The organism is Nitrincola schmidtii (assembly GCF_008973715.1).
GTDB classification, from domain to species: domain Bacteria; phylum Pseudomonadota; class Gammaproteobacteria; order Pseudomonadales; family Balneatricaceae; genus Nitrincola; species Nitrincola schmidtii.
This window is the reverse complement of sequence record NZ_WBOL01000005.1, coordinates 64,659-85,830: the sequence shown is the minus strand read 5'-3', so window position 1 is coordinate 85,830 and position 21,172 is coordinate 64,659. Positions and strand designations below refer to the sequence as shown.

Here is a 21,172-nt window from a genome sequence, read left to right as displayed (position 1 = left end):
GTTAATGAACTATGTCACTGATAATTATTGATCAAGGCAATCGCATTCAAACGCCGGTAAAAGCGCTGTTTAAATCACGCAGTGTAGACGCGTCTGCGGCTAGCAAAGGTTCATCTTCACTGCCTGGCTCTGAGGAGAACTTCAAACGTACTGAAGATAGACTGATTCGCATAGATTCTGAATCAAGCCGACGTCCACCTTCCTCTGCAGGAAGCCCTCAAGCAGCTTATGAACAAACTCAAACTGCAGGAAAACCTAAAGCATCTCGCCCTACACTACGTGCACAGCAGATCATGACCTTCCCTGTGCAAACGATTTTAGTGACCGCGTCACTACGCCAAGCTTGGTTGCAACTGGAGGAGTATCGAATAGCCCATTTGGTGATCATTGATGAGAATGAAAAACCGCTAGGGTTAATTTCTCGCCCTGAAATACAAGAACATGGCACAGACTCGACCGTGACCCTTGCCGCTGTTTATGAAAAACAAATGGTGGCTGCGACACCCGATACTGAGCTATCACAGATTGCCTCCACCTTTGTGAATTACCCCATTGCAGCCTTGCCCGTGATAGACGATCGCGATGAGCTGGTCGGGATTATCTCCAGAACTGATCTAGTGCGCTTATTAATCAACGATGCCCAGGTGGAAAGCTGGGCATAGCCTTAATCAATCAGACTTTATATCCATTATTAAACAATAAGGCTTGCCTCTTTAGCGATAAGACGCTAACAAGGCGATCAAGCCTTGCTCATCCAGTATTTTTAATCCTAACGCTTCTGCTTTAGTCAGTTTAGAACCCGCTCCCGGGCCTGCCACGACAGCATCGGTCTTCTTAGAGACGCTACCACTGACCTTTGCACCCAACTGCTGAAGCTGCTGCTTGGCCTCATCTCGTGTCATGCTCTCTAGCGTCCCTGTCAGTACCCAGGTTTGATTCTCTAAAGGTAAAACAGATTCATGAGTGGGTGTGTTACTGTCATGTTCAACAACACTCCCCTCTAATAGACCAAACTCAATTAACTGTTGATTGAGTTGTTGAGCCATGGTGACGGCCTGATCATCCGCAAGCCATTTCTGTAACGCGAGTTGTGCCGCGTGGCTTAGCTTAGGAAGTTGCGACAGTTGTGCTGCTTCTAGATGAAGCAGTGCGTCCATTGAGCCAACATGGTTGGCAATCAATTTGGCGGTAGTGGGACCAACGGCGCGAATTGATAAGCGTTTTAACACTTCTGCAAAGCTGATTTTACCGCGCAAAGAAGCACCAACCACACCGTTTTCGGCAGGTAGAACACCTTGTTCTAGTAGTGCATCGATCACGCAAGCATTATGCTCATCGCGCATAAAGTGTTCAATTTCTGATGCCACTTCTTGACCGACATCGGGTAAAAATTCCAAGAGTTTTGCACAGGCCGTGCGAATTTTGGTAAGACTGCCTAAGCTAAGTGCTAAAACGCGTGCGGTTTCTTCGCCTACTTCAGGGATGCCCAGCGCATAGATAAAACGCTCTAGGGTCACATGCTTGCTGGCTTGAATAGCCGCATAGAGCTTTTCAGCAGAGACTTGTGCAAAGCCTTCCAGTGTTAAAAAATGTTCAACACTTAACCCATAAAGATCGGCAGGCGTTCTCACTAATGCTCTATCGACCAGTTGTTCGATATTCTTTTCACCCAAGCCTTCAATATCCATGGCCCGACGAGAGACAAAATGCAATAACGCTTGTTTCACCTGCGCCTGACAGGCCAAGCGGCCAACACAGCGGTAGATACTACCGAAGGTCGTGGTGGGCTTTTGACTGGACTGGCTATGACGATTAAGAAGACTGCGCTCGACCTCAGATCCACATACGGGACACTGCTTAGGAAGCTCTATTTTAGTGACACGTTGCGGATCGCGTCTTTCCAATACCACACTGACGATTTTCGGAATGACATCTCCAGCACGGCGAATGATGACTTCATCACCGACCATGACGCCTAAACGTTCAATCTCATCCATGTTATGCAGGGTGGCATTACTGACCGTGACCCCACCAACAAATACCGGTTCTAATCGTGCGACCGGTGTGATTGCGCCGGTTCGCCCCACCTGGAACTCGACGGCTTTTAACAGAGTGATCTCTTCTTGAGCGGGAAATTTACGTGCGATAGCCCATCGCGGTGCGCGTGATACAAATCCTAACTGCTGCTGCAAACGGCGGCTATCAACCTTAAATACGATACCGTCAATATCGTATCCTAAGGATGGGCGCTTTTGTTCTAACGAGGTGTAATAGTCGATACAGCCTTGAATACCGGTTACACGTCGCATTTCTGGATTGACCGGAAAGCCCCATTGTTTAAGCTGCAACAGTGTTTCGTAGTGGCTTTCAGGTAGATATCCACCTTCAACAACGCCCGTACTATAGGCACAAAACACCAGTGGACGTGTCGCGGTGATACTGGGATCTAACTGGCGTAAACTTCCTGCCGCTGCATTTCGCGGATTAACAAAGGTTTTTTCGCCAGCTCTACGAGCCATATCGTTTAGCTGTTCAAAACCACTGTGAGGCATGTAAATCTCACCACGTACTTCTAAGCGCTTAGGCCAATCCTTTCCACGTAATTTCAGTGGCACACTGCGAAGCGTACGAATATTCAGGGTGATATCCTCACCTGTATATCCATCACCGCGTGTCGCTCCCCTGACAAATCGACCCTCTTCATAAATAAGACTAATGGCAATACCATCTAATTTAGGTTCGCATGCAAAGTCGATAGTTTTTAGACTGATTCGATCTTCTACTCGGCGCACAAAACTGCTCAGGTCTTCATCAGAGAAAGCGTTATCCAATGACAACATCGGTAACTCATGGGCAACTTCGGCAAAACCACCTTTGGGTTTAGCACCGACACGCTGCGTTGGTGAGTCTTGTGTAATCAGATCAGGGTGTTCAGATTCAAGCGTTTGTAACTCGTTGAAGAGTCGATCATATTCTGAATCTGTGACACTAGGGTCATCCAACACATAGTAACGATAGCTATGCTGATCAATGGCTTCACGAAGTTCTTCAAGACGAACGGAAACATCTGCTGGATTCATAGCGGCATTCATAGCTGGATTAATAGACAGTAGCGTTAGTCAGTGATGAGACTAGCGAGTTAAATTACGGCGCCGTGTCTGCATTTCGAAATCACGAATACGCTGACGGTAATGCTCTTTGGTTTGCTCTCGCATCACTGAGCGATCTTCATCAAGTAGGTCGCCATCAATATTTTTAGCCAAGGTTTCTGCTGTGGCTAGCATGCACTCATAAGCGGTCATGGCATCGCGCGGTTCACGCATGGACATAAAGAAGGACACTGCCGGTGTTTCCAGTGCATCCATCGCATTAGGATCGAAAGTGCCGGGATTAACCGCATTAGCCATACTGAACTGTAACGACGCGGCTGCTCCGGTACCATCAAAACGATGATAAATAGACATATCGCCATGTTCCATGCCGCAGGCTTCAACAACACGCTGTAAACGCGCACCATCTAAGTGCTGACGATTTTTACCCACTACGGTGATCACTAGCACTTCTTCAGGATCTGGAAGATCAGAGAGTGCTTTTCTTGCCGCTGTGGCTGCTGAACGACTTTTCTCAAGGTCCTGGGCATTGCTAGATGCTTTAATTTCAGCCTGTTTATCCGATTGAGTTTTAGCCTGAAAATCAACTTTTGATTTTTCAATTGGCTTTTCAGTTGGCTTTTCAACGTTAGGTATATAAGTGTCCGCTTTTACGGCAGTTTTTCTGATCGGATCGACACTGACTTCCTCTAGCGGATTAACGCCATCAAAATCAGCAAACAGATCATCTAGTTCTGGCTCTAACTTAGGTTCTGACGCTGGTTCTGACGTTGCTTCTGACGTTGGTTCTAGCTGTCGTTCTAAATCAGGCTCTAAAGGTAAGCTCAAACTCTTATATTCTTCGCGAGCAGTTGGTTTATCCTTAGAACGACGCGCAGCTTCACGATTGACAGCTTTGGTTTCAGCAGCCTTGTTTGCCATAAGCTGATGAATTGGCTGGTCTAGGTCTAGATCCAAAAATAGGTTTGGCTCATCTTTACCGCTATCTTTCTCAGGGCCCTTAGATACTGAACTATCTGTTCTGACTGAACTATCCTTAGACTTTACCGGTGGTAGTGGATCTGTTGGAATATCATCAAATAACGGATCAAGATCAGCAAAGTTTTGCGCTACACGCTTTGGCTCTGAAATCGGCTGATCAACGTTGATAGAGGGTTCTTCACTGGGATCCATTTGATCAAACTGCTTTTCTAACTCTGGGTCCCACGCAAGATCTTGAGGTTCAGATGCTTGTAATTCAGGTTTAACTAACGAAGATTCAGTTTCTCGCTCTGCATACAAAGGACGAGTTTCTTCAGGTGCTTCAGCTTGAACCTCTTCGAAGACCTCTTCTGACATTTCAAATGGGGGTACTTGTTCAAAAGCCCCTTTATCTTCGTCAGTGGACACCTCAGACATGATAGTTGGCTGTTCAGGCTCGACATTGGTCTTTTCAGTAAACTCAACAGTAAGTGACTCTTCTAGAGGTAAACCTTCTAGAGGTGAGTCTTCTAAAGGTGAGTCTTCAACAATTGTCTGTTGATATAAGGGCTGTTCATCAGCAGGTTTTTCAAAAACAACCTCTTCATTAAGCGTTTTATCCTCGACAACCTCTTCAAGAGCAGAATCTTGATTCACAACACCATCGTCAGCTACTGAAGTTTGGATAATATCAGCTTCTACAGGCTCTGCTTTAATGCCATCTTGATCAAGCATAGCGGACTGCAGTTCAATAGGGTCAAGTTCCGGTTCATCATTTGCCTGAAGGTTAAACTCAGGTTCTTGACGATTGTTGCTATGAACTGCGGATGAGTGAACGGAGGAAGACGATGCAAATTTACCAGCCACTTTAGACAATTTACTGGCAGGCTTCTGGACAGGTTTAGGTTTTGGAACATCTGATAGAAGTTCAGTTTCTAAACTGGTTTCGGAAAAGAAAGGCTCTTGGTCGTACTTACGAACGCGTGCACCGCCATTTGGTAATTCAGGATTATGATGGCTGGTTTCACCTAACTCGGAAAGAGACTTATCAATATCTATCTTTAAACGATTGCGGCTAGCGCGAATTCTGCGCCAGCCGTCAAAGAGAATCAGAGCGATCACTAGTATGCCGCCGATTATTAACCATTCGCGAAGACTGATCTCCATGATTCAACTGATTCCCAAGCTGTTACTGTGTTAAAAAAGGTAAAATGCAGACTATTCTATTCTGTCTGCAATGATAAGACTTACAGGTGTCTCATCTTCTGTCACTTTAACATTGCTTAGCTCAGCTTTAAAGTCACCCGGCTGCTCTTCTGCCATTCCGGAAACACTGATTCGTGCAACAATATCAACATTTTCAAAGTCATTTAGGCTAATGCCCTCTACCATCGAGCTAGAACCACTCAAAAATACCTGTGTCGGCAGATCAGCGACACGGATACGTTCAACGGTAATCGGCATACGCTCGCCTGGTGCTCGGGCAAAGATAAAGACAAATTGATCGCCTCGTATTTCTGTCATGATGGAACTATCTACATCTAAATCAATACGAACACCAGGCCCTGTTGCCGGTATTTCTGCAGACAACTCTTCACCGCCTTGAGCTTGCAGCGCTTGTCTTGCACGTTCAATACCTGTTTGTAAGGACATAGCTGACTGTCCGTCAGCAGAGCGTAACGCTCTTTCCCAATAGGTTATAGCCGTTTGATATTCACCTATTTCAAAGGCGGCGATGCCCACTAAGCCCAACGCAGTGAGCTCATCTGGATCTTTAGCCAGCGTCGCTTCGACTTGTTGCAACACCGCCTCAGTCATTTGACCATCAGCAGCAAAGAACATTGCCTGAGCTAATTGACCCATCACCATTGGATACTCAGGAGTTTCTTCTGGCAAATGCTTTAACGACTCTTCAAACGCTGACACTGCTGCAGAAAACTGATTCATATTCATGCGAGTGGTCGCTAATAAGTACCAACCTTCTGCGTTTTGAGGGCGGCGAGCCAACTCATCTTCAAGCTGTGCAATCGCTTCATCAACGGAGAGTTCACTCATTGGAGCTTGTTGCCATGCATCCATTGCCATTCGTGCAGCCACATCATCCGCGCGACCTAAATACGCGTAAAGTCCGAAAGAAGTGGTCGGTACAAGCAAGGCAATCAATGTAATCGTGATAAGCTGAGACTGACCCACCTTTAACACAGGTGCTTGGCGACGATTAACTTCTGCATCAATCAAGAGGTTTTTTTCTAACTCTACTTTAAGCTCTTGAAAATTTTCCTCTGTTAGAGTGCCTGAATTTTTCTCTTTTTCTAGCTCTTCAAGACGCTCTCGAAAAATTTCAATATTCTGTGTAGTTCTATCTGCCTCTGTTTCGACAACTTGCGCTTTTCTACTTTGAATTAATGGCCAAAAAACGAAAGCCACTGCGATCAGTGTTAACACACCGATTCCTACCCACAATAAAGTCATAGATTTTTATCCTGCTGCAATAATCTGTCTAGACGCTCACGCTCTTCTGCTGTTAATGCACTTGTGACGTTCGTTTCTTCTACTGATTCCATGACTACTTGTGGTTGATCCGTCGATGCTCTGGCTCGTAAACGTCTATTACGTGCGACAAAGAACACCACAATAAAACCACCGAACAGCAGTGCGAAAGGTCCATACCATAGAAGATAGGTTTCAGGCGCGATGCGTGGTTTGTAATGTACAAAATCACCGAAACGACTCACCATAAAATCTAGAATGGCATCATCTTGATAGCCTTCTTCGATCATGCGGTGTAATTCTCGTCTAAGATCCGCTGCTAGTGGCGCATCTGAATCAGAAATGTTTTGATTTTGACAGGTCGGACAACGTAACTCTTTAGAAAGTTTGAAGTAACGCATTTCATTATGCGTAGTAGAAAACTCATAAGTTTCGAAGGAAGCCTGTACCGCAAAGCTTAACAACAACAGCAAGATTGGAAGTAGTGTAATCGATCTCATACATCTTCCTCAGTTGCAATAATTTCCATTAAGCCTTTCAGTTGTTGCCAGACTTTTTCAGTGACCTCACCTACATGGCGGTAACGGATAATGCCATGTTGATCAATGATATAAGTTTCAGGAGCACCGTAGACTCCTAAATCCAAGCCTAATCGCCCATCGCGATCCACAACCACTTTGCTATAGGGATCTTGATAGCGCTCCAGCCATGCACGCGCTAATTGAGGATCGTCCTTATAATTCAGACCGTAAATCGGTATACCCTCTTCAAGCCCGATCTTATTTAACTGCTCATGCTCGTCTTTACAGGTAGGGCACCAGGTTGCCCAGACATTTAGCAAAGCGACCTCACCTTTAAAATCCAGCTCTGTCATCATCTGATCAGGCTCATAAAGGGATGGCAAACTAAAGCTAGGAAACGGTCTATCTATTAGGGCAGACGGCAGCTTACTAGGGTCCATAAACAGACCCTTGAATAAAAATACACCCATGACAAGAAATGCCACTAAGGGGGTAAACACCCAAAACTTACGCATAGTTACTCCGTCACTAATTGGCGTTGTGCAGCATCTCGTTTCGCTTGTTTACGGTAACGAGGATCACTTGCCGCCAGTAAAGCACCCGCTGTCATAAACAGCGCACCTAACCAGATCCAACGCACAAAAGGCTTAAACTGCAATCGCATCGCCCAGGCACCATTCTCAAGCTCTTCACCCATAGCGATGTAAAGATCACGCGTAAAGCCGGGATCCAATGCCACTTGTGTCATCACCATACCGCGAGCAGTATACATTCTCTTTTCAGGGAACATTTCACGATAAGGAACGCCATCTCTCAATACCCGCACACGAGCCATATCAGAGGTGTAATTAGGTCCTTGTACCTCACGTGCTCCATCAAAAATAAACGTGTAACCACGGAATTCGATTTGATCACCAGGAGACATGCGAGCATCACGATGCTCAACAAAGACTGTCACCATCGCGATACCGACAATCATCACCGCAACACCTAAATGCGCTAGCAACATGCCATAGTAGCTTCGAGTTTGTCGTGTGAGTCCAGTAACAAGACTATCGCGATTGCGTAACCTAGAAACAAACTCACGACCCCAGGTAAAGACGATCCAATAACTAAGCACCAGCGCTAGAAGCACCCAGGGTTCAATCGATTGACTGTAAATCCAATGAGTCACTACAGCAGCGACCACTGCTAACACAGCTGGCAACCACAGTTTAGAGACATACAGTTCTGTTGGCGTTTCCTTCCATCGACTGAACGCAGCGATGCCTAGGAATATGACCATCAAGGACATCATCGGCACAAAGAGTGCGTTGAAATACGGAGGGCCGACAGAGATCTTACCCAGATCAAGCGCATCCATTACCAGTGGGTAAAGGGTTCCTATCAATACCATGGCACACGCCACTGTGAAGATGATGTTATTAACCAACAACATACTTTCACGTGAACTGAGTGCAAAGGTCGACTCACTTTTCACAGAACCTGCTCGTATTGCATAAAGCAACAGAGAACCACCGATAACGAAGATCAGCATACCCAGGATAAATACCCCGCGCTCAGGGTCGGTAGCAAAAGCATGAACGGATGTTAATACCCCTGAACGCACCAAAAAGGTACCCAGTAGACTCAAGCAGAAAGCCGAAATTGCCAACAGCACTGTCCAGCTCTTAAACACACCACGTTTTTCCGTGACTGCCAAGCTGTGAATCAACGCTGTAGCTACTAACCACGGCATCAGAGAAGCGTTCTCTACCGGGTCCCAGAACCACCAACCGCCCCAGCCTAACTCGTAGTATGCCCACCAGCTTCCTAAGGCAATACCCAAGGTCAGGAATGCCCAAGCGACGTTTGTCCAAGGACGTGACCAGCGTGCCCAAGCAGCATCTAATCGACCACTCAGTAACGCAGCGATGGCAAAGGAGAAGGCAACAGACAATCCAACGTAACCCATATAAAGCGCAGGTGGGTGAACAATCAAACCAAAATCCTGCAACAAGGGGTTAAGGTCTGCACCTTGCGCTGGTGCATTGGGTAAAAAGCGCTCAAAAGGACTGGATGTAAATAGAATAAACAGTAGGAAAGCCGCAGTAATCATCCCCATCACAGCCAATACACGACCAACAATATCGATGGGAAGATTTTTACTCTTCACGGCAACGGCGAGGGTCCAGAAAGCTTGAATCCATACCCATAACAATAATGAACCTTCATGCCCGCCCCAAATAGCACTGATTTTGAAGTACCAAGGCAGATTGAAGTTTGAGCTTTGCGCAACGTAAACAACCGAGAAGTCATCCGTTTGGAAGGAGTAAGCAAGGAATAGCATGGCTAAACTCAGGAAGAAGAACACTCCTTTAGCTAACGGTCGTGCATAATCAACCCAGAGTTTATTACCCGTATATGCCCCTATCATAGGAACAACGGAAAGTATAAGTGATAAGCATAAAGCCAATATGGTTGCGAAGGTACCTAACTCAGGAATCATGCTTAGTAACCCTTACCGGCTGTTGGGGGCATATGTGGCATTTGTCCTGCTGCTTCTAACGCAGCCGCTATTTCAGGAGACATGTAGTTCTCATCATGCTTGGCTAAGACTTCACTGGCAATTAAACGACCGCTACCATCGAGTGCACCCTGAGCCACAATACCCTGACCTTCTCTAAATAGGTCAGGCAAAATACCAACATACTGCACCGTGGTAGAGTGAGCATAATCGGTGATATCAAATTCAACCTTTAAGCTGCTCGGATCACGACGAATGCTACCTTCAACAACAATTCCACCCGCCCTAATGCGCGTATCCGCAGGCGCTTCACCCATTGAGATCTGACTGGGAGAGTAGAATAGGTTAATGTTTTGACTTAGGGCATAAGCCACTAATGCCACCGCGATACTGCTACCAAAAACAATTAACAGTACCAGCGTTAAACGTTGTTTACGTTGTGCATTCATGATTTTGCTTCCTCTCTACGAATACGACGCAACTGTTCCGAAATCAGTTTTTTCCGTTCTAACATCGGTGCAATTACATTTCCGAGCATGACTACGAGGCCTAAAGCAAAACAACTCCAGACGTAAAAAGCGTGTCCACCCATAGCCAGAAAATCAGAGAAACTATCGAAACTCACATTAACCTCTTTGCTGCATCAGTAGTTCACGAACCCAACTTGTGCGACGCTCACGACGAAGAATTTCGTTACGCAAACGCATCATTAGCGTCACTGCAAAAAAGCAGTAAAACCCTATCACCAAAATCAAAAGTGGAATCCACATTTCAGGAGGCATAGCTGGTTTTTCGGTAATTTTAAAGGTTGAAGGTTGATGAAGCGTATTCCACCAATCCACTGAATACTGAATAATTGGAATATTAACCAAGCCCACCAACGCCAATATTGCTGTTGATTGTGCTGCTGTAGACTCACTTTCAATAGCAGAGTTCAATGCCATTATGCCAAAATATAAAAAAAGCAGTATTAACATCGACGTCAGCCTGGCATCCCAAACCCACCAAGAACCCCAGGTCGGTTTGCCCCAGATAGCACCCGTAGCCAGCGCTAAAATCGCCAAAGACGCTCCTATCGGTGCACAGCATTTTGCCACCATATCAGCCACTTTCATTTTCCAGATTAACCCTATGGCACCGGCTATTGCCATAGTGATATAAATGGATTGAGCCATATACGCCGTAGGGACATGTAGATATATGATTCTAAAGCTATTTCCCTGTTGATAATCTGGTGGGGCAAAAGCCAACCCCCAAATCGTGCCACCAACAATTAAGAAGAGTGCTGCTATCGAGAATCCTGGTAAAAGCTTACCCGTAATCTGATAGCACCAGCGAGGTGAAGCCAGCTGATAAAACCAGCGAGGCATCCAATTTTTTCCTGCCATATTTCTCTCTTTATCCACTTACTGAAATTCGTAATGCTGCTGCAATGGCGATTGGCGCTAAAGCCACACCCAAAGCTAACAAGGCTCCCAGTAGGGCAAGATGCCCCGCTAGCGGCAAACTAGTCACAGCTGCTTCGACTGCTGCCGTGCCAAAAATAAGAACCGGTATATACAGGGGTAATACTAATAACGATATCAATACTCCACCTTTTCGCAAACCTACGGTCAAAGCCGCACCGATAGCACCGACTAAACTCAGAGTCGGCGTTCCAATCAGCAAACTTAACATCAGTCCACTCATCCCTTCTGCAGGCAAAAATAGCATTACCGCGATCAGAGGAGCCATTAAAGTCAAAGGTAAACCTGTCATCATCCAATGCGCCAGCACTTTACCTAAGACCACGACAAAAAGTGGCTGAGGGCTCAGTAGAATCTGCTCTAACGAGCCGTCCTCATAATCTGATCGAAACATACTATCCATTGCTAACAGCGTTGATAGTAAAGCGGCAACCCAAACAACTCCAGGTGCCAAAGTTGCTAATATCGTCGGTTCAGGGCTGACACCCAAGGGAAATAAGGTGGCCACCATCAGAAAAAAAATCAGCGGATTCACCAAGTCACTTCGTCGACGCAGCGCTAACTGCAACTCGCGCTTCAAGGTCGCAACAAATATCTTTCCAGGACGATAATCAGCATTTTCTAATTGCTGAAGTTCTGCCAAGGGTTGAAGCTTAGTTTCTGACATAAAGATTAAGTTCCTGACAACTCATCAAGATTAATGCGTCGAACATGCCGACTTAAATCCAGTTCATGATGGGTAGTCAGCATTACTGTACCTCCACGAGCGGCATGTTCTAGCAACAGAGCTTCCTTAGCTGCGACACCTTTTTTGTCGATAGCAGTAAAGGGTTCATCCAGAATCCATAAAGGCGCTCGACTAAGATAAAGCCGTGCAAGGCTAACGCGACGATTTTGTCCGGCTGAAAGCATATGACAAGGCACATCTTCAAACCCTTGTAAGCCTACGGCATTCAGCGCGTTAGGAATATGTTGTAGATCAATATCCGTATCTAGAGCCGCGTACCAGGCTAAATTTTCTTCAGGTGTTAACACCGCTTTTACACCCGCATTGTGGCCAAAATAGAGCAATTCACGCCGAAATTGTTCAGCTTGCTCTGTCACAGAAACACCTCGCCACAATATTTCGCCTTCGTAATGACGTGATAAACCACTCAGAATGCGTAGCAGTGTTGTTTTACCACTACCATTTTGACCTTCAACCTGTAGTATTTCACCAGGAAACACACTGAAATTTAAATTATTGAACAGAACTCTGTCATCTCGCTCACAGAAAAGATCAACAACTTGAAGAAGTGGGTCAGCCACACATCACCCTATCTGACATTTCGCGATTTTCGACATGAGGACTGTAACTTTCCACATTGCCGCCGATATAAATAAGACTATTATTATAAACTGTTCGGGACGGTCATGTTAGAGGTTAACTGGGGAAGACTGTGCAAACCTACTTAAACGTTCGTGCAATGAATGTCGGTAACGATCCTGCACAAGGCTCACGAGGCACGGATCTGTCTCGTGCGATCCCTGCTGGGCGTGAGACAAGCGCAACCGTTTTACAAGTCAGCCAGAGTCAATCTCAATCTGGACAATTTATCATTCAACTGCAAGTCGGTAATCGAACACTGGAATTAGCAACTCCACGCCCTTTCCCTCAAGGCAGTCAGGTACTATTGAGCCGTGATGCTCAAGGTAATATTCAACTTCAATTACCCATTAATAACAACTCAGCAGCGGCTGACAACAGTCGCATTCAGAATGCACCGGCACAGGCTAGAGCTGATGCCGAAGCGCTATTGATGAGAATTACCGCTAACTCATCTCAACAAGCGGCTAATTTACCCCTGAATCAACCCCAAAGAGGGGTCGTTTTGGCGCAACCCTCTGCTAACGGTCAAGCGCCCGCTAACGCTAGCACGTCGAATACTTCATCGGGACAAACCCTGAATAGCCAAGCGCCAGCCAATACCAGTAGCTCAACTCAAAGCCCTACCGTGCCGTCTACCGCCCAATCATCAGGCAATCAATCACCTGCACCTGCACCTGCACCTGCACCTGCACCTGCACCTGCTGCAAATTCTGGAATCTTAGCAACTCAAAGCAACACCGCATCTGCAACCGGTAATCCACCGGCAACAGGACAAGTCGCGCCAAACCAAACCACGACTGCACAAGCAAGCGGTCAACCGGCAGCAGTTAGCAACCCAGCAATGACCGGGCAACAGAGCAATAGTGTTAGTCAACCCGCCCTTAACTCGAATTTAGCTAACACACCTGCGCCTGCCACCACGATTCAGAATGCTTCCAGTCCAGCCACAGTCACTACTGCAAATACTGCAAATACAGCAGCCAATGCGACCGCAACGGTAACACCTGCTAATGCGACCAACTTAGGGGTCAATGTTGCAACGACTGCCAATCAAGCTGCAAATCTTGCCAACATAAATATCACCAATGTCAGCACTGGTAACGCTAATACAGCCAGTAATACCGCAACTTCGCAAACAGTATCTACTGCGCCATCAACAACAGCATCGACAACCACAGCTCCAACAAACCCAGCAACGAATACATCAACTCCCTCGCCCATTGCCAATTTAATCAATAGCAACGAGGCTGCAAATCGACCACAAGGATTTCCGGTCAGGGTGTTAGTAGCAGGGCAGGTAATTGATTTAGTCAGCCCAAGACCGGTTCAGTCAGGACAACAGGTTGACGTGACACGCAATGAGCAAGGACTTATTCGAATTCAATTTAGTCAACCCACCACACCTCTGGCTCAACAACCTGCTGTGCAAGCTATTATGCAACAAGCCCTGCGCGAGGTACTGCCGGTTCAACTGCCACTGGCAGATGGTTTGAATCAACTGATGCAGATCAGCGAGCGCCAAGGTACAAGACAAAACAATGCGCTCAATCAACTCATTCAGTCAATGTTGAGTTTATTTAGTGTAAAACCAGGTTCAGCAGATGCTGATAAAGCGATAGCTAGAAACTTGCAACAAGGTGGTTTATTAAGTGAAGTGGGATTAAGTAAAACGGGGCAACAACCGCCACCTACTGACCTAAAACAACAACTCGGGCAACTCCTGAAGGTCGCGGATCAACTTCCAGCTCAGGCCAGAGAACAGCTCAACCAGCTTGTCAATGCCTTGCTGGCTCGCAGTACTGCACAGCAAATTAGCAGCCTGCAACGCTGGCGAGATCTCCCGGATGGAGGACAGGAACGCCACTATCGCCTTGACCTGCCTATTCAGCAACAGCAAGGTTTTGAAAATGCGGAGCTGCGAATTACCGAACATCGTCGCCGTAATGAAGAAGGCGAATTTGTTACCCTATGGACAGTGAGGTTGCATTTTGAATTAGAAGAAGAGGGAGCGATGGATGCAGAATTAAGTCTGCAAAATCACTTTCAACTGAACGCTAATTTTTGGGTTGAAAAACCTGAAACACTGGAACGATTAAGAGAGCGACTGAATAACTTTGAGCAAGAACTTAAAACCAAGGGCTTTGAAGTGGCGCCTCTGAATGCACGCTTAGGGAAGTTAGAAAATCCTCAGGTGACACCCTTAAGTAAACGTCTTGTGGATATTCATACATGAAGATAACCGTGAAGGATGATGTTAGCAAAAAACAAGCGGTTGCTCTGAAATATGATCAAGAGAAAGGAACTGCACCTAAGGTCATCGCGAAGGGTAAAGGGTTAATCGCTGAACAGATCATCGCGCTTGCAGAAGAGCATGATATCCATATTCATGAGAACCCCGAGCTTCTCGAAGTCCTCATTCGCCTTGAATTGGGGGATGAAATTCCCGAAACACTCTACAAGGCCATCGCGGAAGTGATCGCCTTTGCTTATAACTTAAAGCACTCAACACCTAACACTTAATAAGCTGATTTCTCAACGCTTATTCATTTAAGCCATGGCAGCAATACGGGCGGCGGTTTCGCGAATACGTGCCACCATTGCTTTTAAGCCATTACCACGGCTTGGACTGAGATGTTTTATCAGATTAAGTTCTTCAAAATAACCTTCGATATCAAACGTCTGAATCTCTGCAGGCGATTTTGTATTGTAGGCGGCTAACACGACTGCCAACAGACCTCTAACAATGTGTGAGTTACTGTCGGCCTCAAAGAATAACCGATCATTTTCCAAATGCTCGGATAGCCAGACTAAGCTTTGACAACCTTTGACCTGATTTTCTTCCGTTTGTAAAGATTCCGCCATAGGTGGAAGTTCTTTACCTAAATCAATGATATAGCGATAGCGATCTTCCCAGCTGTCAAAAAAGGCGAGGCTATCAACTATATCGTCGGTGGTGATATCGCTACCAAAGGTTTTCATAACTTAGTCATTCTTCCATTTCACAAAAAACTAACTCAAACGAGCCGACAACACCTTAGTAAAACATACCTGTGGTCAACTGAGCTTCTTCGCTCATCATATCGCGCTGCCAAGGAGGATCAAAGATCAATTCGACCTTAACTTGTTTGACATTAGGCACTTTGGCAACACGGTACTCCACATCACCTACCAGTACTGGCCCCATACCGCAACCTGGCGCAGTCAACGTCATATTAATATCGACTCGCTTGCTTTCTTGATTGATTTTTACAGCATAGATCAAACCAAGATTCACCAAATCAACCGGTATCTCCGGATCGTAAATCGTTTTTAAGGCGTCCCAAACTTGCTCTTCAAGTATTTGATCTGTCTCAGGTTCAGGAAAAGATAGCTTTTCTGGTACTAGACCTAAAGCGCCTGCATCTGTTCCATCGACACGAACCATCTGTCCATTCCAGGTAAGGGTATAGTTACCACCCAACGACTGGGTAATGGTCACAAAAGTATCCTTGGGTATAGTCACTGGAGTTCCTGCGGGTACAATGCGGGCAGGACACTCTGTTTGCGTAACGACCATGCGTCTTTCCATTAGTCATTCACCGTAAAGCTTTCACCACAACCACATTCACTGGTTGCGTTGGGGTTAATAAATTTGACCTGTCGATTGATCCCTTCTTTAACGTAGTCTATTTCGGTACCCGACAAGATTGGTAAACTCCCTTTATCGATCAGGAAAGTCACATCGTCAACCTGCATTATTAGATCTTCACCTGAATCTGCATTGACTAAATCAAGGATATACATGTAACCCGAACAACCGCTGGGTTTCACACTTAATCTAACAGCACTGGCTTCAGGCTGACCTTCAAGCTGTTTACGAAAATGCGATAACGCACTGGGCAGTACTGTGACTGCCTGAGTGGTTGGATTAAACTCTTCAACCGACATACTGACACCTCTCGCTATCAAAACCTATCAAAGTAAAAAGGTTTTAGCCTTTTCTAAACCGGCAAATAATCGATCAATTTCTTCAAAGGTGTTATAAAAACTAAAACTGGCACGCACGGTACCATCAAGACCAAGATGTTCCATGACTGGTTGTGCACAGTGCGACCCCGTTCTTACGGCAATCCCCTGCTGATCCAGCAACATACCGATATCAGCAGAATGAATGCCTTCCAGAATAAAGCTCATCACGCACACTCGGTTACGAGCGCAACCGACCAGTCGCAAGCCTTCGAACGCGTCAGCACGCTCCTGGACACGCTGCATTAGCGCCTCCTCATGAGCAATGGCACCGGCTTTATCCAAACCATTTAAGTAGTTGATCGCCGCCGCTAATCCAATGGCATCGGCAATATTTGGCGTACCCGCTTCAAACTTAAAGGGTATTCGATTAAACGTGGTACCAGCGAAGCTAACGTTTTCAATCATTTCGCCGCCACCATGCCAAGGCGGCATGCTCTCTAATAACTCTGCCCGCCCCCAAAGCGCACCAATGCCCGTAGGTCCGAAAAGCTTATGCCCAGAAAAGGCATAAAAATCACACCCTAAGGCTTGCACATCAGCCATCCAGTGACCAACACCCTGAGCACCATCCACCATCACTAAGGCACCCACTTGATGAGCCTTGTCAGCCATCTCTTTGACTGGATTGATGCTACCCAATGCATTGGAGACCTGCCCAAAAGAAACCATCTTGACTCGGTCATCCAGCATAGCTGCATAGGCATCCTGATCAATTTCACCCAGCTGAGTAACAGGAATCGGTTCGACCGTTGCGCCTTTTTCTGCGGCAACCAACTGCCAAGGTACGATATTAGAGTGGTGCTCCATCATCGAGACAAGAACGCGATCACCCGCCTTCAGGTTCTGACGCCCCCAACTGTAAGCAACCAAATTGACACCTTCGGTAGTACCGCGTGTCCAGATGACTTCACGTGATTCAGGAGCGTTAATAAACTCAGCCAAGGTGATGCGAGCATTTTCAAACTTCTCAGTCGCCTTATCACTTAAAGAGTGCGCACCGCGATGCACATTGCTATTGTAAGTGCTGTAAAACTCTACCAACGCATCAATAACTGCTTGAGGTTTTTGAGTCGTCGCGCCGTTATCCAAATAAACCAAGGGATGCCCATTAACCTGCTGATGCAGTATAGGAAAATCCTGACGCACCGCCATCACATCAAAGGGTTTGATTTGCTCTGTCACCGTGGCTGCCTTATTCATGAATAATGTGTCGTGTCAGCTGATCACTTTGGCCGAACATATGGGCAATTCTAGGTCTAAGCCACTGCTGCAGTGCTTCCAGTTCTACACCTTCAACCAATTCATTAACGAAGCCAAAGCTCAACATCACTCTAGCTTCGGCTTCTGAAATACCGCGACTGGTTAAGTAGAAAAGTGCTTCGTCATTTAGTTGACTGACGGTAGCTCCGTGAGCACAACGCACATCATCCGCATAGATTTCTAATTCAGGCTTGGTATTCACTTGTGCCTGATCAGATGTCAGCAGGTTACGATTACTCATTTCTGCCAATGTTTTCTGAGCATCTTGATGAATATGAATACGTCCATTAAATACTGCACGAGCAGAATCGGCAATCACACCTCTAAACACCTCTGTCGTGGTGCAATGCGGCACAACATGTTCAACACAAGTATGGTAATCCACACGTTGTTGATGACGAGGTAGATAAATACCATTTAGCTGTAAATCTGAACCGCTACCCAGATGCTTGATATGGTAATCAATCCGCTTAAGACGACTGCCATTGGCAACAGTAAAGCCATTAAAACGAGCACTCTCCGCCAGCGCAACATGAACGGCACCGGTATGCAGGGCTTGTTCTGACTCCAAATTAATCCGGTGATGACGCAAAGAAGCATTAGCGCCTACCGAGCATTCAGTCACCGCATTTATCCAACCGCGATCTTGATCGTCGGTGGAGAAAAAGTGTTCCACGACTTGCGCTTCGGCTCCGCTCTCCAGCACCAGTAATAGGCGAGCATTCGTCACCTTAGCATTGGCTTTATCGTTGATATGAACGATATAGACTGGTTTTTCCAAGCGCTGATTTTTACTCAGGTGAAGTAATGCACCTTGATTGAGTAAACTACTACTCAACGCGGTAAATAGATGTACTTGCTGATCGGCAACCTGATTCAAATGTTGCTTAATCACGCTTTGCTGATCAGCATTTGCATCAGCAAAAAGGACTAAACTGGCAGGCAAATCAGAGGACAAATCTGCTCTTAACTGGCCATTAACAAAGACTAAACGATAGGCATCAAACTCGATCAATTCTGCTAACGCGCTTTGCGGCAGGGTATCGGATGCAGTGTCACTTAACTGCCATTGCTCATTTTCCACCGGCAGTAACGAGGTATAGCGCCATGCTTCAGTTTTACGCGTGGGCCATGCATGGGTGTTCCATGCGAGCTGACCTTGCTCGCGCGCATCATTTAACCATCCTAAAACAGATTGCTGACTAGCAAGCGCTATCGCTTGTTGTTGAAATTCAGCTGCCATTACGCCACCTCGTCTTCGAGCCAGCTATAACCTTTCGCTTCAAGTTCCAATGCAAGCGATTTGTCACCCGATTTTACGATACGTCCATTTGCCAGAACATGGACATAATCAGGAACAATAAAATCTAACAAACGCTGGTAGTGAGTAACCACGATAAAGCTACGATCAGGTGAACGCATGGCATTGACCCCTTTGGCAACGACTTGAAGTGCGTCGATATCCAAACCTGAGTCAGTTTCGTCTAGAATACATAAAGACGGCTCCATCAACATCATCTGCATGATTTCATTACGCTTTTTCTCACCACCTGAGAAACCTTCGTTGACACCGCGCTTCAAGAAGCTTTGATCCAAGTCAACGGCTTTGCTGGCTTCACGTGCCATTTTCATAAAATCGATGGCGGACAGTTCTGGCTGTCCTGTATGACTGCGACGTGCATCAACAGCTGCCTTCAACAGCTCCATGTTACTGACACCTGGAATTTCAACCGGATATTGGAAGGCTAAAAACAATCCTTCACGTGCACGAATTTCAGGATCTAAATCAAGCAGGTCCTGCCCTTTAAAGTCAACACTACCCGAGGTGGCTTCATAACCAGGGCGACCTGCTAAAACATTACCTAAGGTGCTTTTACCAGCCCCGTTCGGACCCATAATGGCATGAACTTCACCTGGCTTCACTTCTAATGAAAGCTGACGAATAATCTCTTTATCTTCTACTGAGGCACATAAATCTTTAATTGTTAACATAATCTATTCCAAAATTCGCAAAATTAGCACTCGGAGGAATTAACCTACTGAACCTTCAAGACTGACTTCAAGCAACTTGCCCGCTTCTACCGCGAACTCCATCGGCAATTGCTTAAATACCTCACGACAGAAACCGTTCACGATCATAGAGACCGCTTTTTCAGCGTCTAAGCCGCGTTGTTGACATAAGAACATCTGATCGTCACTCACTTTAGAGGTCGTTGCTTCATGCTCGACGATTGCTGAGGGATGAGCACTTTCAATGTAAGGGAAGGTATGCGCACCACAACGGTCACCAATCAATAAAGAATCACATTGAGTGTAATTACGGGCACCGGCAGCCGATGAACCCATGCGCACCAATCCACGATAGGCATTTTGACTATGACCTGCTGAGATACCCTTAGAGATGATGGTTGATTTAGTATTTTTACCTAAATGGATCATCTTGGTACCGGTATCGGCTTGCTGATAATTATTGGTCAGTGCAACTGAATAGAACTCACCGATGCTGTGATCACCTTTCAAGATACAGCTAGGGTATTTCCACGTCACCGCTGATCCTGTCTCGACCTGAGTCCAAGAAATTTTGGCACGCGTATGACAAATACCGCGCTTGGTCACGAAGTTGTAGATACCCCCTTTACCGTTTTCATCGCCGGGATACCAGTTCTGTACCGTTGAGTACTTGATCTCAGCATTATCTAACGCCACGAGTTCCACGACCGCCGCGTGAAGCTGGTTTTCATCACGCTGAGGTGCAGTACAACCCTCAAGATAGCTCACGTGAGAACCTTCATCCGCGATGATTAAGGTACGTTCAAACTGTCCGGTATTCATCTCGTTAATGCGAAAATAGGTGGATAGCTCCATCGGGCAACGCACACCTTTAGGTATGTACACAAACGAACCATCGGAAAAGACTGCACAGTTCAGCGCGGAGTAATAATTATCACGCTGCGGAACCACACTGCCGAGATATTTTTTAACTAAATCAGGAAAACGATGAACAGCCTCACTGATCGGGCAGAAAATAACTCCGGCTTCCTCTAGCTTGGCACGATAGGTCGTTACTACCGATACAGAGTCAAACACTGCATCAACCGCGACACCTGCCAGCATCTCCTGTTCATGAAGAGGAATACCTAGCTTATTGTATGTTTCGATCAAATCAGGATCGACTTCATCTAAGCTTTTGGGTCGATCTTCATAACTTTTAGGCGCAGAAAAATAAGATATAGACTGGAAATCTATCTCTGGATAATGAACATGCGCCCATTCTGGTTCTTCCATCGTCAACCAAATTTTATAGGCCTTCAATCGCCATTCAAGCATCCATTCAGGTTCATTTTTCTTGGCAGAGATAAAGCGGATGACGTCCTCATTTAGCCCTGGAGGAAGCGTTTCAGACTCGATATCCGTATGAAAACCTGCCGCGTACTCTTTTCTAATTAACTGCTCAACCTGTTCAGACATAACTCTACCTCTGA

At 46.1% G+C, this 21,172-nt stretch carries 21 protein-coding genes; 3 read left to right on the top strand and 18 right to left on the bottom strand.

Translation table 11 applies throughout. The annotated features are described in order from the left end of the window. Positions 1-11: 11 nt before the first annotated feature. Complete coding sequence (locus F7R24_RS06010; RefSeq protein ID WP_151670343.1) at positions 12-662, top strand: CBS domain-containing protein; 651 nt, start codon at positions 12-14, stop codon at positions 660-662. Positions 663-713: 51 nt separating this feature from the next. Here the strand turns inward: F7R24_RS06010 and ligA are convergent, their stop codons facing one another. Genes ligA through ccmA form a run of 11 tightly spaced genes read right to left on the bottom strand, consistent with a single transcriptional unit; the run spans position 714 to position 12,361 of the window. Further along, complete coding sequence (ligA, locus tag F7R24_RS06005) at positions 714-3,080, bottom strand: NAD-dependent DNA ligase LigA (RefSeq protein ID WP_151670342.1); 2,367 nt, start codon at positions 3,078-3,080, stop codon at positions 714-716. Between the two features lie 51 nt (positions 3,081-3,131). After that, positions 3,132-5,237 (bottom strand): cell division protein ZipA, encoded by a 2,106-nt coding sequence (gene zipA, locus F7R24_RS06000; protein WP_151670341.1) that lies wholly within the window; start codon positions 5,235-5,237, stop codon positions 3,132-3,134. Positions 5,238-5,288: 51 nt separating this feature from the next. Beyond that, positions 5,289-6,542: a c-type cytochrome biogenesis protein CcmI gene (gene ccmI / locus F7R24_RS05995; RefSeq protein WP_151670340.1), complete on the bottom strand. Its 1,254-nt coding sequence runs from the start codon at positions 6,540-6,542 to the stop codon at positions 5,289-5,291. Beyond that, positions 6,539-7,060 carry a cytochrome c-type biogenesis protein gene (locus tag F7R24_RS05990; RefSeq protein ID WP_151670339.1) on the bottom strand — a complete coding sequence of 174 codons (522 nt, stop codon included), beginning with the start codon at positions 7,058-7,060 and terminating at the stop codon, positions 6,539-6,541. Before F7R24_RS05990 ends, ccmI begins: the two co-directional genes overlap by 4 nt. Beyond that, the gene (locus F7R24_RS05985; RefSeq protein ID WP_151670338.1) at positions 7,057-7,596 is read right to left on the bottom strand and encodes a DsbE family thiol:disulfide interchange protein; all 540 of its coding nucleotides are present in this window, start codon (positions 7,594-7,596) and stop codon (positions 7,057-7,059) included. Before F7R24_RS05985 ends, F7R24_RS05990 begins: the two co-directional genes overlap by 4 nt. A gap of 2 nt (positions 7,597-7,598) precedes the next feature. Next, a complete protein-coding gene (locus tag F7R24_RS05980; RefSeq protein WP_151670337.1) occupies positions 7,599-9,569 on the bottom strand; it encodes a heme lyase CcmF/NrfE family subunit in 1,971 nt (656 codons plus the stop codon). Between the two features lie 2 nt (positions 9,570-9,571). Further along, positions 9,572-10,036 (bottom strand): cytochrome c maturation protein CcmE, encoded by a 465-nt coding sequence (gene ccmE, locus F7R24_RS05975; RefSeq protein ID WP_151670336.1) that lies wholly within the window; start codon positions 10,034-10,036, stop codon positions 9,572-9,574. Beyond that, positions 10,033-10,179 (bottom strand): heme exporter protein CcmD, encoded by a 147-nt coding sequence (gene ccmD / locus F7R24_RS14895; protein ID WP_276613239.1) that lies wholly within the window; start codon positions 10,177-10,179, stop codon positions 10,033-10,035. Before ccmD ends, ccmE begins: the two co-directional genes overlap by 4 nt. 34 nt (positions 10,180-10,213) lie before the next feature. Next, complete coding sequence (locus tag F7R24_RS05965) at positions 10,214-10,975, bottom strand: heme ABC transporter permease (RefSeq protein ID WP_276613237.1); 762 nt, start codon at positions 10,973-10,975, stop codon at positions 10,214-10,216. A gap of 10 nt (positions 10,976-10,985) precedes the next feature. Next, positions 10,986-11,720 (bottom strand): heme exporter protein CcmB, encoded by a 735-nt coding sequence (ccmB, locus tag F7R24_RS05960; protein WP_151670334.1) that lies wholly within the window; start codon positions 11,718-11,720, stop codon positions 10,986-10,988. Positions 11,721-11,725: 5 nt separating this feature from the next. Continuing rightward, positions 11,726-12,361, bottom strand: coding sequence for a cytochrome c biogenesis heme-transporting ATPase CcmA (gene ccmA / locus F7R24_RS05955; protein ID WP_151670333.1), 636 nt, complete (start codon positions 12,359-12,361; stop codon positions 11,726-11,728). A 131-nt stretch (positions 12,362-12,492) separates the two neighbouring features. Between ccmA and F7R24_RS05950 the strand changes: the two genes are divergently transcribed. Then, complete coding sequence (locus F7R24_RS05950; RefSeq protein WP_151670332.1) at positions 12,493-14,655, top strand: flagellar hook-length control protein FliK; 2,163 nt, start codon at positions 12,493-12,495, stop codon at positions 14,653-14,655. Next, positions 14,652-14,942, top strand: a complete 291-nt coding sequence (locus tag F7R24_RS05945) for an EscU/YscU/HrcU family type III secretion system export apparatus switch protein (RefSeq protein ID WP_151670331.1) — start codon at positions 14,652-14,654, stop codon at positions 14,940-14,942. Before F7R24_RS05950 ends, F7R24_RS05945 begins: the two co-directional genes overlap by 4 nt. Positions 14,943-14,969: 27 nt before the next feature. Here F7R24_RS05945 and F7R24_RS05940 read toward each other — a convergent pair whose 3' ends face one another. From F7R24_RS05940 to sufB, 7 genes are read right to left on the bottom strand one after another with little or no spacing between them, the layout of a single operon-like run. Further along, positions 14,970-15,401 (bottom strand): SufE family protein, encoded by a 432-nt coding sequence (locus F7R24_RS05940; protein WP_151670330.1) that lies wholly within the window; start codon positions 15,399-15,401, stop codon positions 14,970-14,972. Between the two features lie 55 nt (positions 15,402-15,456). Further along, positions 15,457-15,990, bottom strand: a complete 534-nt coding sequence (gene sufT, locus F7R24_RS05935; RefSeq protein WP_206057484.1) for a putative Fe-S cluster assembly protein SufT — start codon at positions 15,988-15,990, stop codon at positions 15,457-15,459. Next, positions 15,990-16,349, bottom strand: a complete 360-nt coding sequence (locus F7R24_RS05930) for a HesB/IscA family protein (RefSeq protein WP_151670329.1) — start codon at positions 16,347-16,349, stop codon at positions 15,990-15,992. Before F7R24_RS05930 ends, sufT begins: the two co-directional genes overlap by 1 nt. Positions 16,350-16,376: 27 nt before the next feature. Beyond that, on the bottom strand, positions 16,377-17,630 hold the full coding sequence (locus F7R24_RS05925; protein WP_151670328.1) for an aminotransferase class V-fold PLP-dependent enzyme: 1,254 nt from the start codon (positions 17,628-17,630) through the stop codon (positions 16,377-16,379). Next, a complete protein-coding gene (sufD, locus tag F7R24_RS05920; RefSeq protein WP_151670327.1) occupies positions 17,623-18,933 on the bottom strand; it encodes a Fe-S cluster assembly protein SufD in 1,311 nt (436 codons plus the stop codon). Before sufD ends, F7R24_RS05925 begins: the two co-directional genes overlap by 8 nt. After that, a complete protein-coding gene (gene sufC / locus F7R24_RS05915; RefSeq protein ID WP_151670326.1) occupies positions 18,933-19,682 on the bottom strand; it encodes a Fe-S cluster assembly ATPase SufC in 750 nt (249 codons plus the stop codon). The genes sufD and sufC overlap by 1 nt, the downstream gene beginning before the upstream one ends. A 39-nt stretch (positions 19,683-19,721) precedes the next feature. Continuing rightward, a complete protein-coding gene (gene sufB, locus F7R24_RS05910) occupies positions 19,722-21,158 on the bottom strand; it encodes a Fe-S cluster assembly protein SufB (protein ID WP_151670325.1) in 1,437 nt (478 codons plus the stop codon). Positions 21,159-21,172 lie beyond the last annotated feature (14 nt).

Excerpts from the sequence above, each read along its gene's own strand:
- F7R24_RS06010 (WP_151670343.1), top strand. The coding sequence starts at position 12 with ATGTCACTGATAATTATTGATCAAGGCAATCGCATTCAAACGCCGGTA.
- ligA (WP_151670342.1), bottom strand. The coding sequence starts at position 3,080 with ATGAATCCAGCAGATGTTTCCGTTCGTCTTGAAGAACTTCGTGAAGCC.
- zipA (WP_151670341.1), bottom strand. The coding sequence starts at position 5,237 with ATGGAGATCAGTCTTCGCGAATGGTTAATAATCGGCGGCATACTAGTG.
- ccmI (WP_151670340.1), bottom strand. The coding sequence starts at position 6,542 with ATGACTTTATTGTGGGTAGGAATCGGTGTGTTAACACTGATCGCAGTG.
- F7R24_RS05990 (WP_151670339.1), bottom strand. The coding sequence starts at position 7,060 with ATGAGATCGATTACACTACTTCCAATCTTGCTGTTGTTGTTAAGCTTT.
- F7R24_RS05985 (WP_151670338.1), bottom strand. The coding sequence starts at position 7,596 with ATGCGTAAGTTTTGGGTGTTTACCCCCTTAGTGGCATTTCTTGTCATG.
- F7R24_RS05980 (WP_151670337.1), bottom strand. The coding sequence starts at position 9,569 with ATGATTCCTGAGTTAGGTACCTTCGCAACCATATTGGCTTTATGCTTA.
- ccmE (WP_151670336.1), bottom strand. The coding sequence starts at position 10,036 with ATGAATGCACAACGTAAACAACGTTTAACGCTGGTACTGTTAATTGTT.
- ccmD (WP_276613239.1), bottom strand. The coding sequence starts at position 10,179 with ATGGGTGGACACGCTTTTTACGTCTGGAGTTGTTTTGCTTTAGGCCTC.
- F7R24_RS05965 (WP_276613237.1), bottom strand. The coding sequence starts at position 10,975 with ATGGCAGGAAAAAATTGGATGCCTCGCTGGTTTTATCAGCTGGCTTCA.
- ccmB (WP_151670334.1), bottom strand. The coding sequence starts at position 11,720 with ATGTCAGAAACTAAGCTTCAACCCTTGGCAGAACTTCAGCAATTAGAA.
- F7R24_RS05945 (WP_151670331.1), top strand. The coding sequence starts at position 14,652 with ATGAAGATAACCGTGAAGGATGATGTTAGCAAAAAACAAGCGGTTGCT.
- F7R24_RS05940 (WP_151670330.1), bottom strand. The coding sequence starts at position 15,401 with ATGAAAACCTTTGGTAGCGATATCACCACCGACGATATAGTTGATAGC.
- sufT (WP_206057484.1), bottom strand. The coding sequence starts at position 15,990 with ATGGAAAGACGCATGGTCGTTACGCAAACAGAGTGTCCTGCCCGCATT.
- F7R24_RS05930 (WP_151670329.1), bottom strand. The coding sequence starts at position 16,349 with ATGTCGGTTGAAGAGTTTAATCCAACCACTCAGGCAGTCACAGTACTG.
- F7R24_RS05925 (WP_151670328.1), bottom strand. The coding sequence starts at position 17,630 with ATGAATAAGGCAGCCACGGTGACAGAGCAAATCAAACCCTTTGATGTG.
- sufD (WP_151670327.1), bottom strand. The coding sequence starts at position 18,933 with ATGGCAGCTGAATTTCAACAACAAGCGATAGCGCTTGCTAGTCAGCAA.
- sufC (WP_151670326.1), bottom strand. The coding sequence starts at position 19,682 with ATGTTAACAATTAAAGATTTATGTGCCTCAGTAGAAGATAAAGAGATT.
- sufB (WP_151670325.1), bottom strand. The coding sequence starts at position 21,158 with ATGTCTGAACAGGTTGAGCAGTTAATTAGAAAAGAGTACGCGGCAGGT.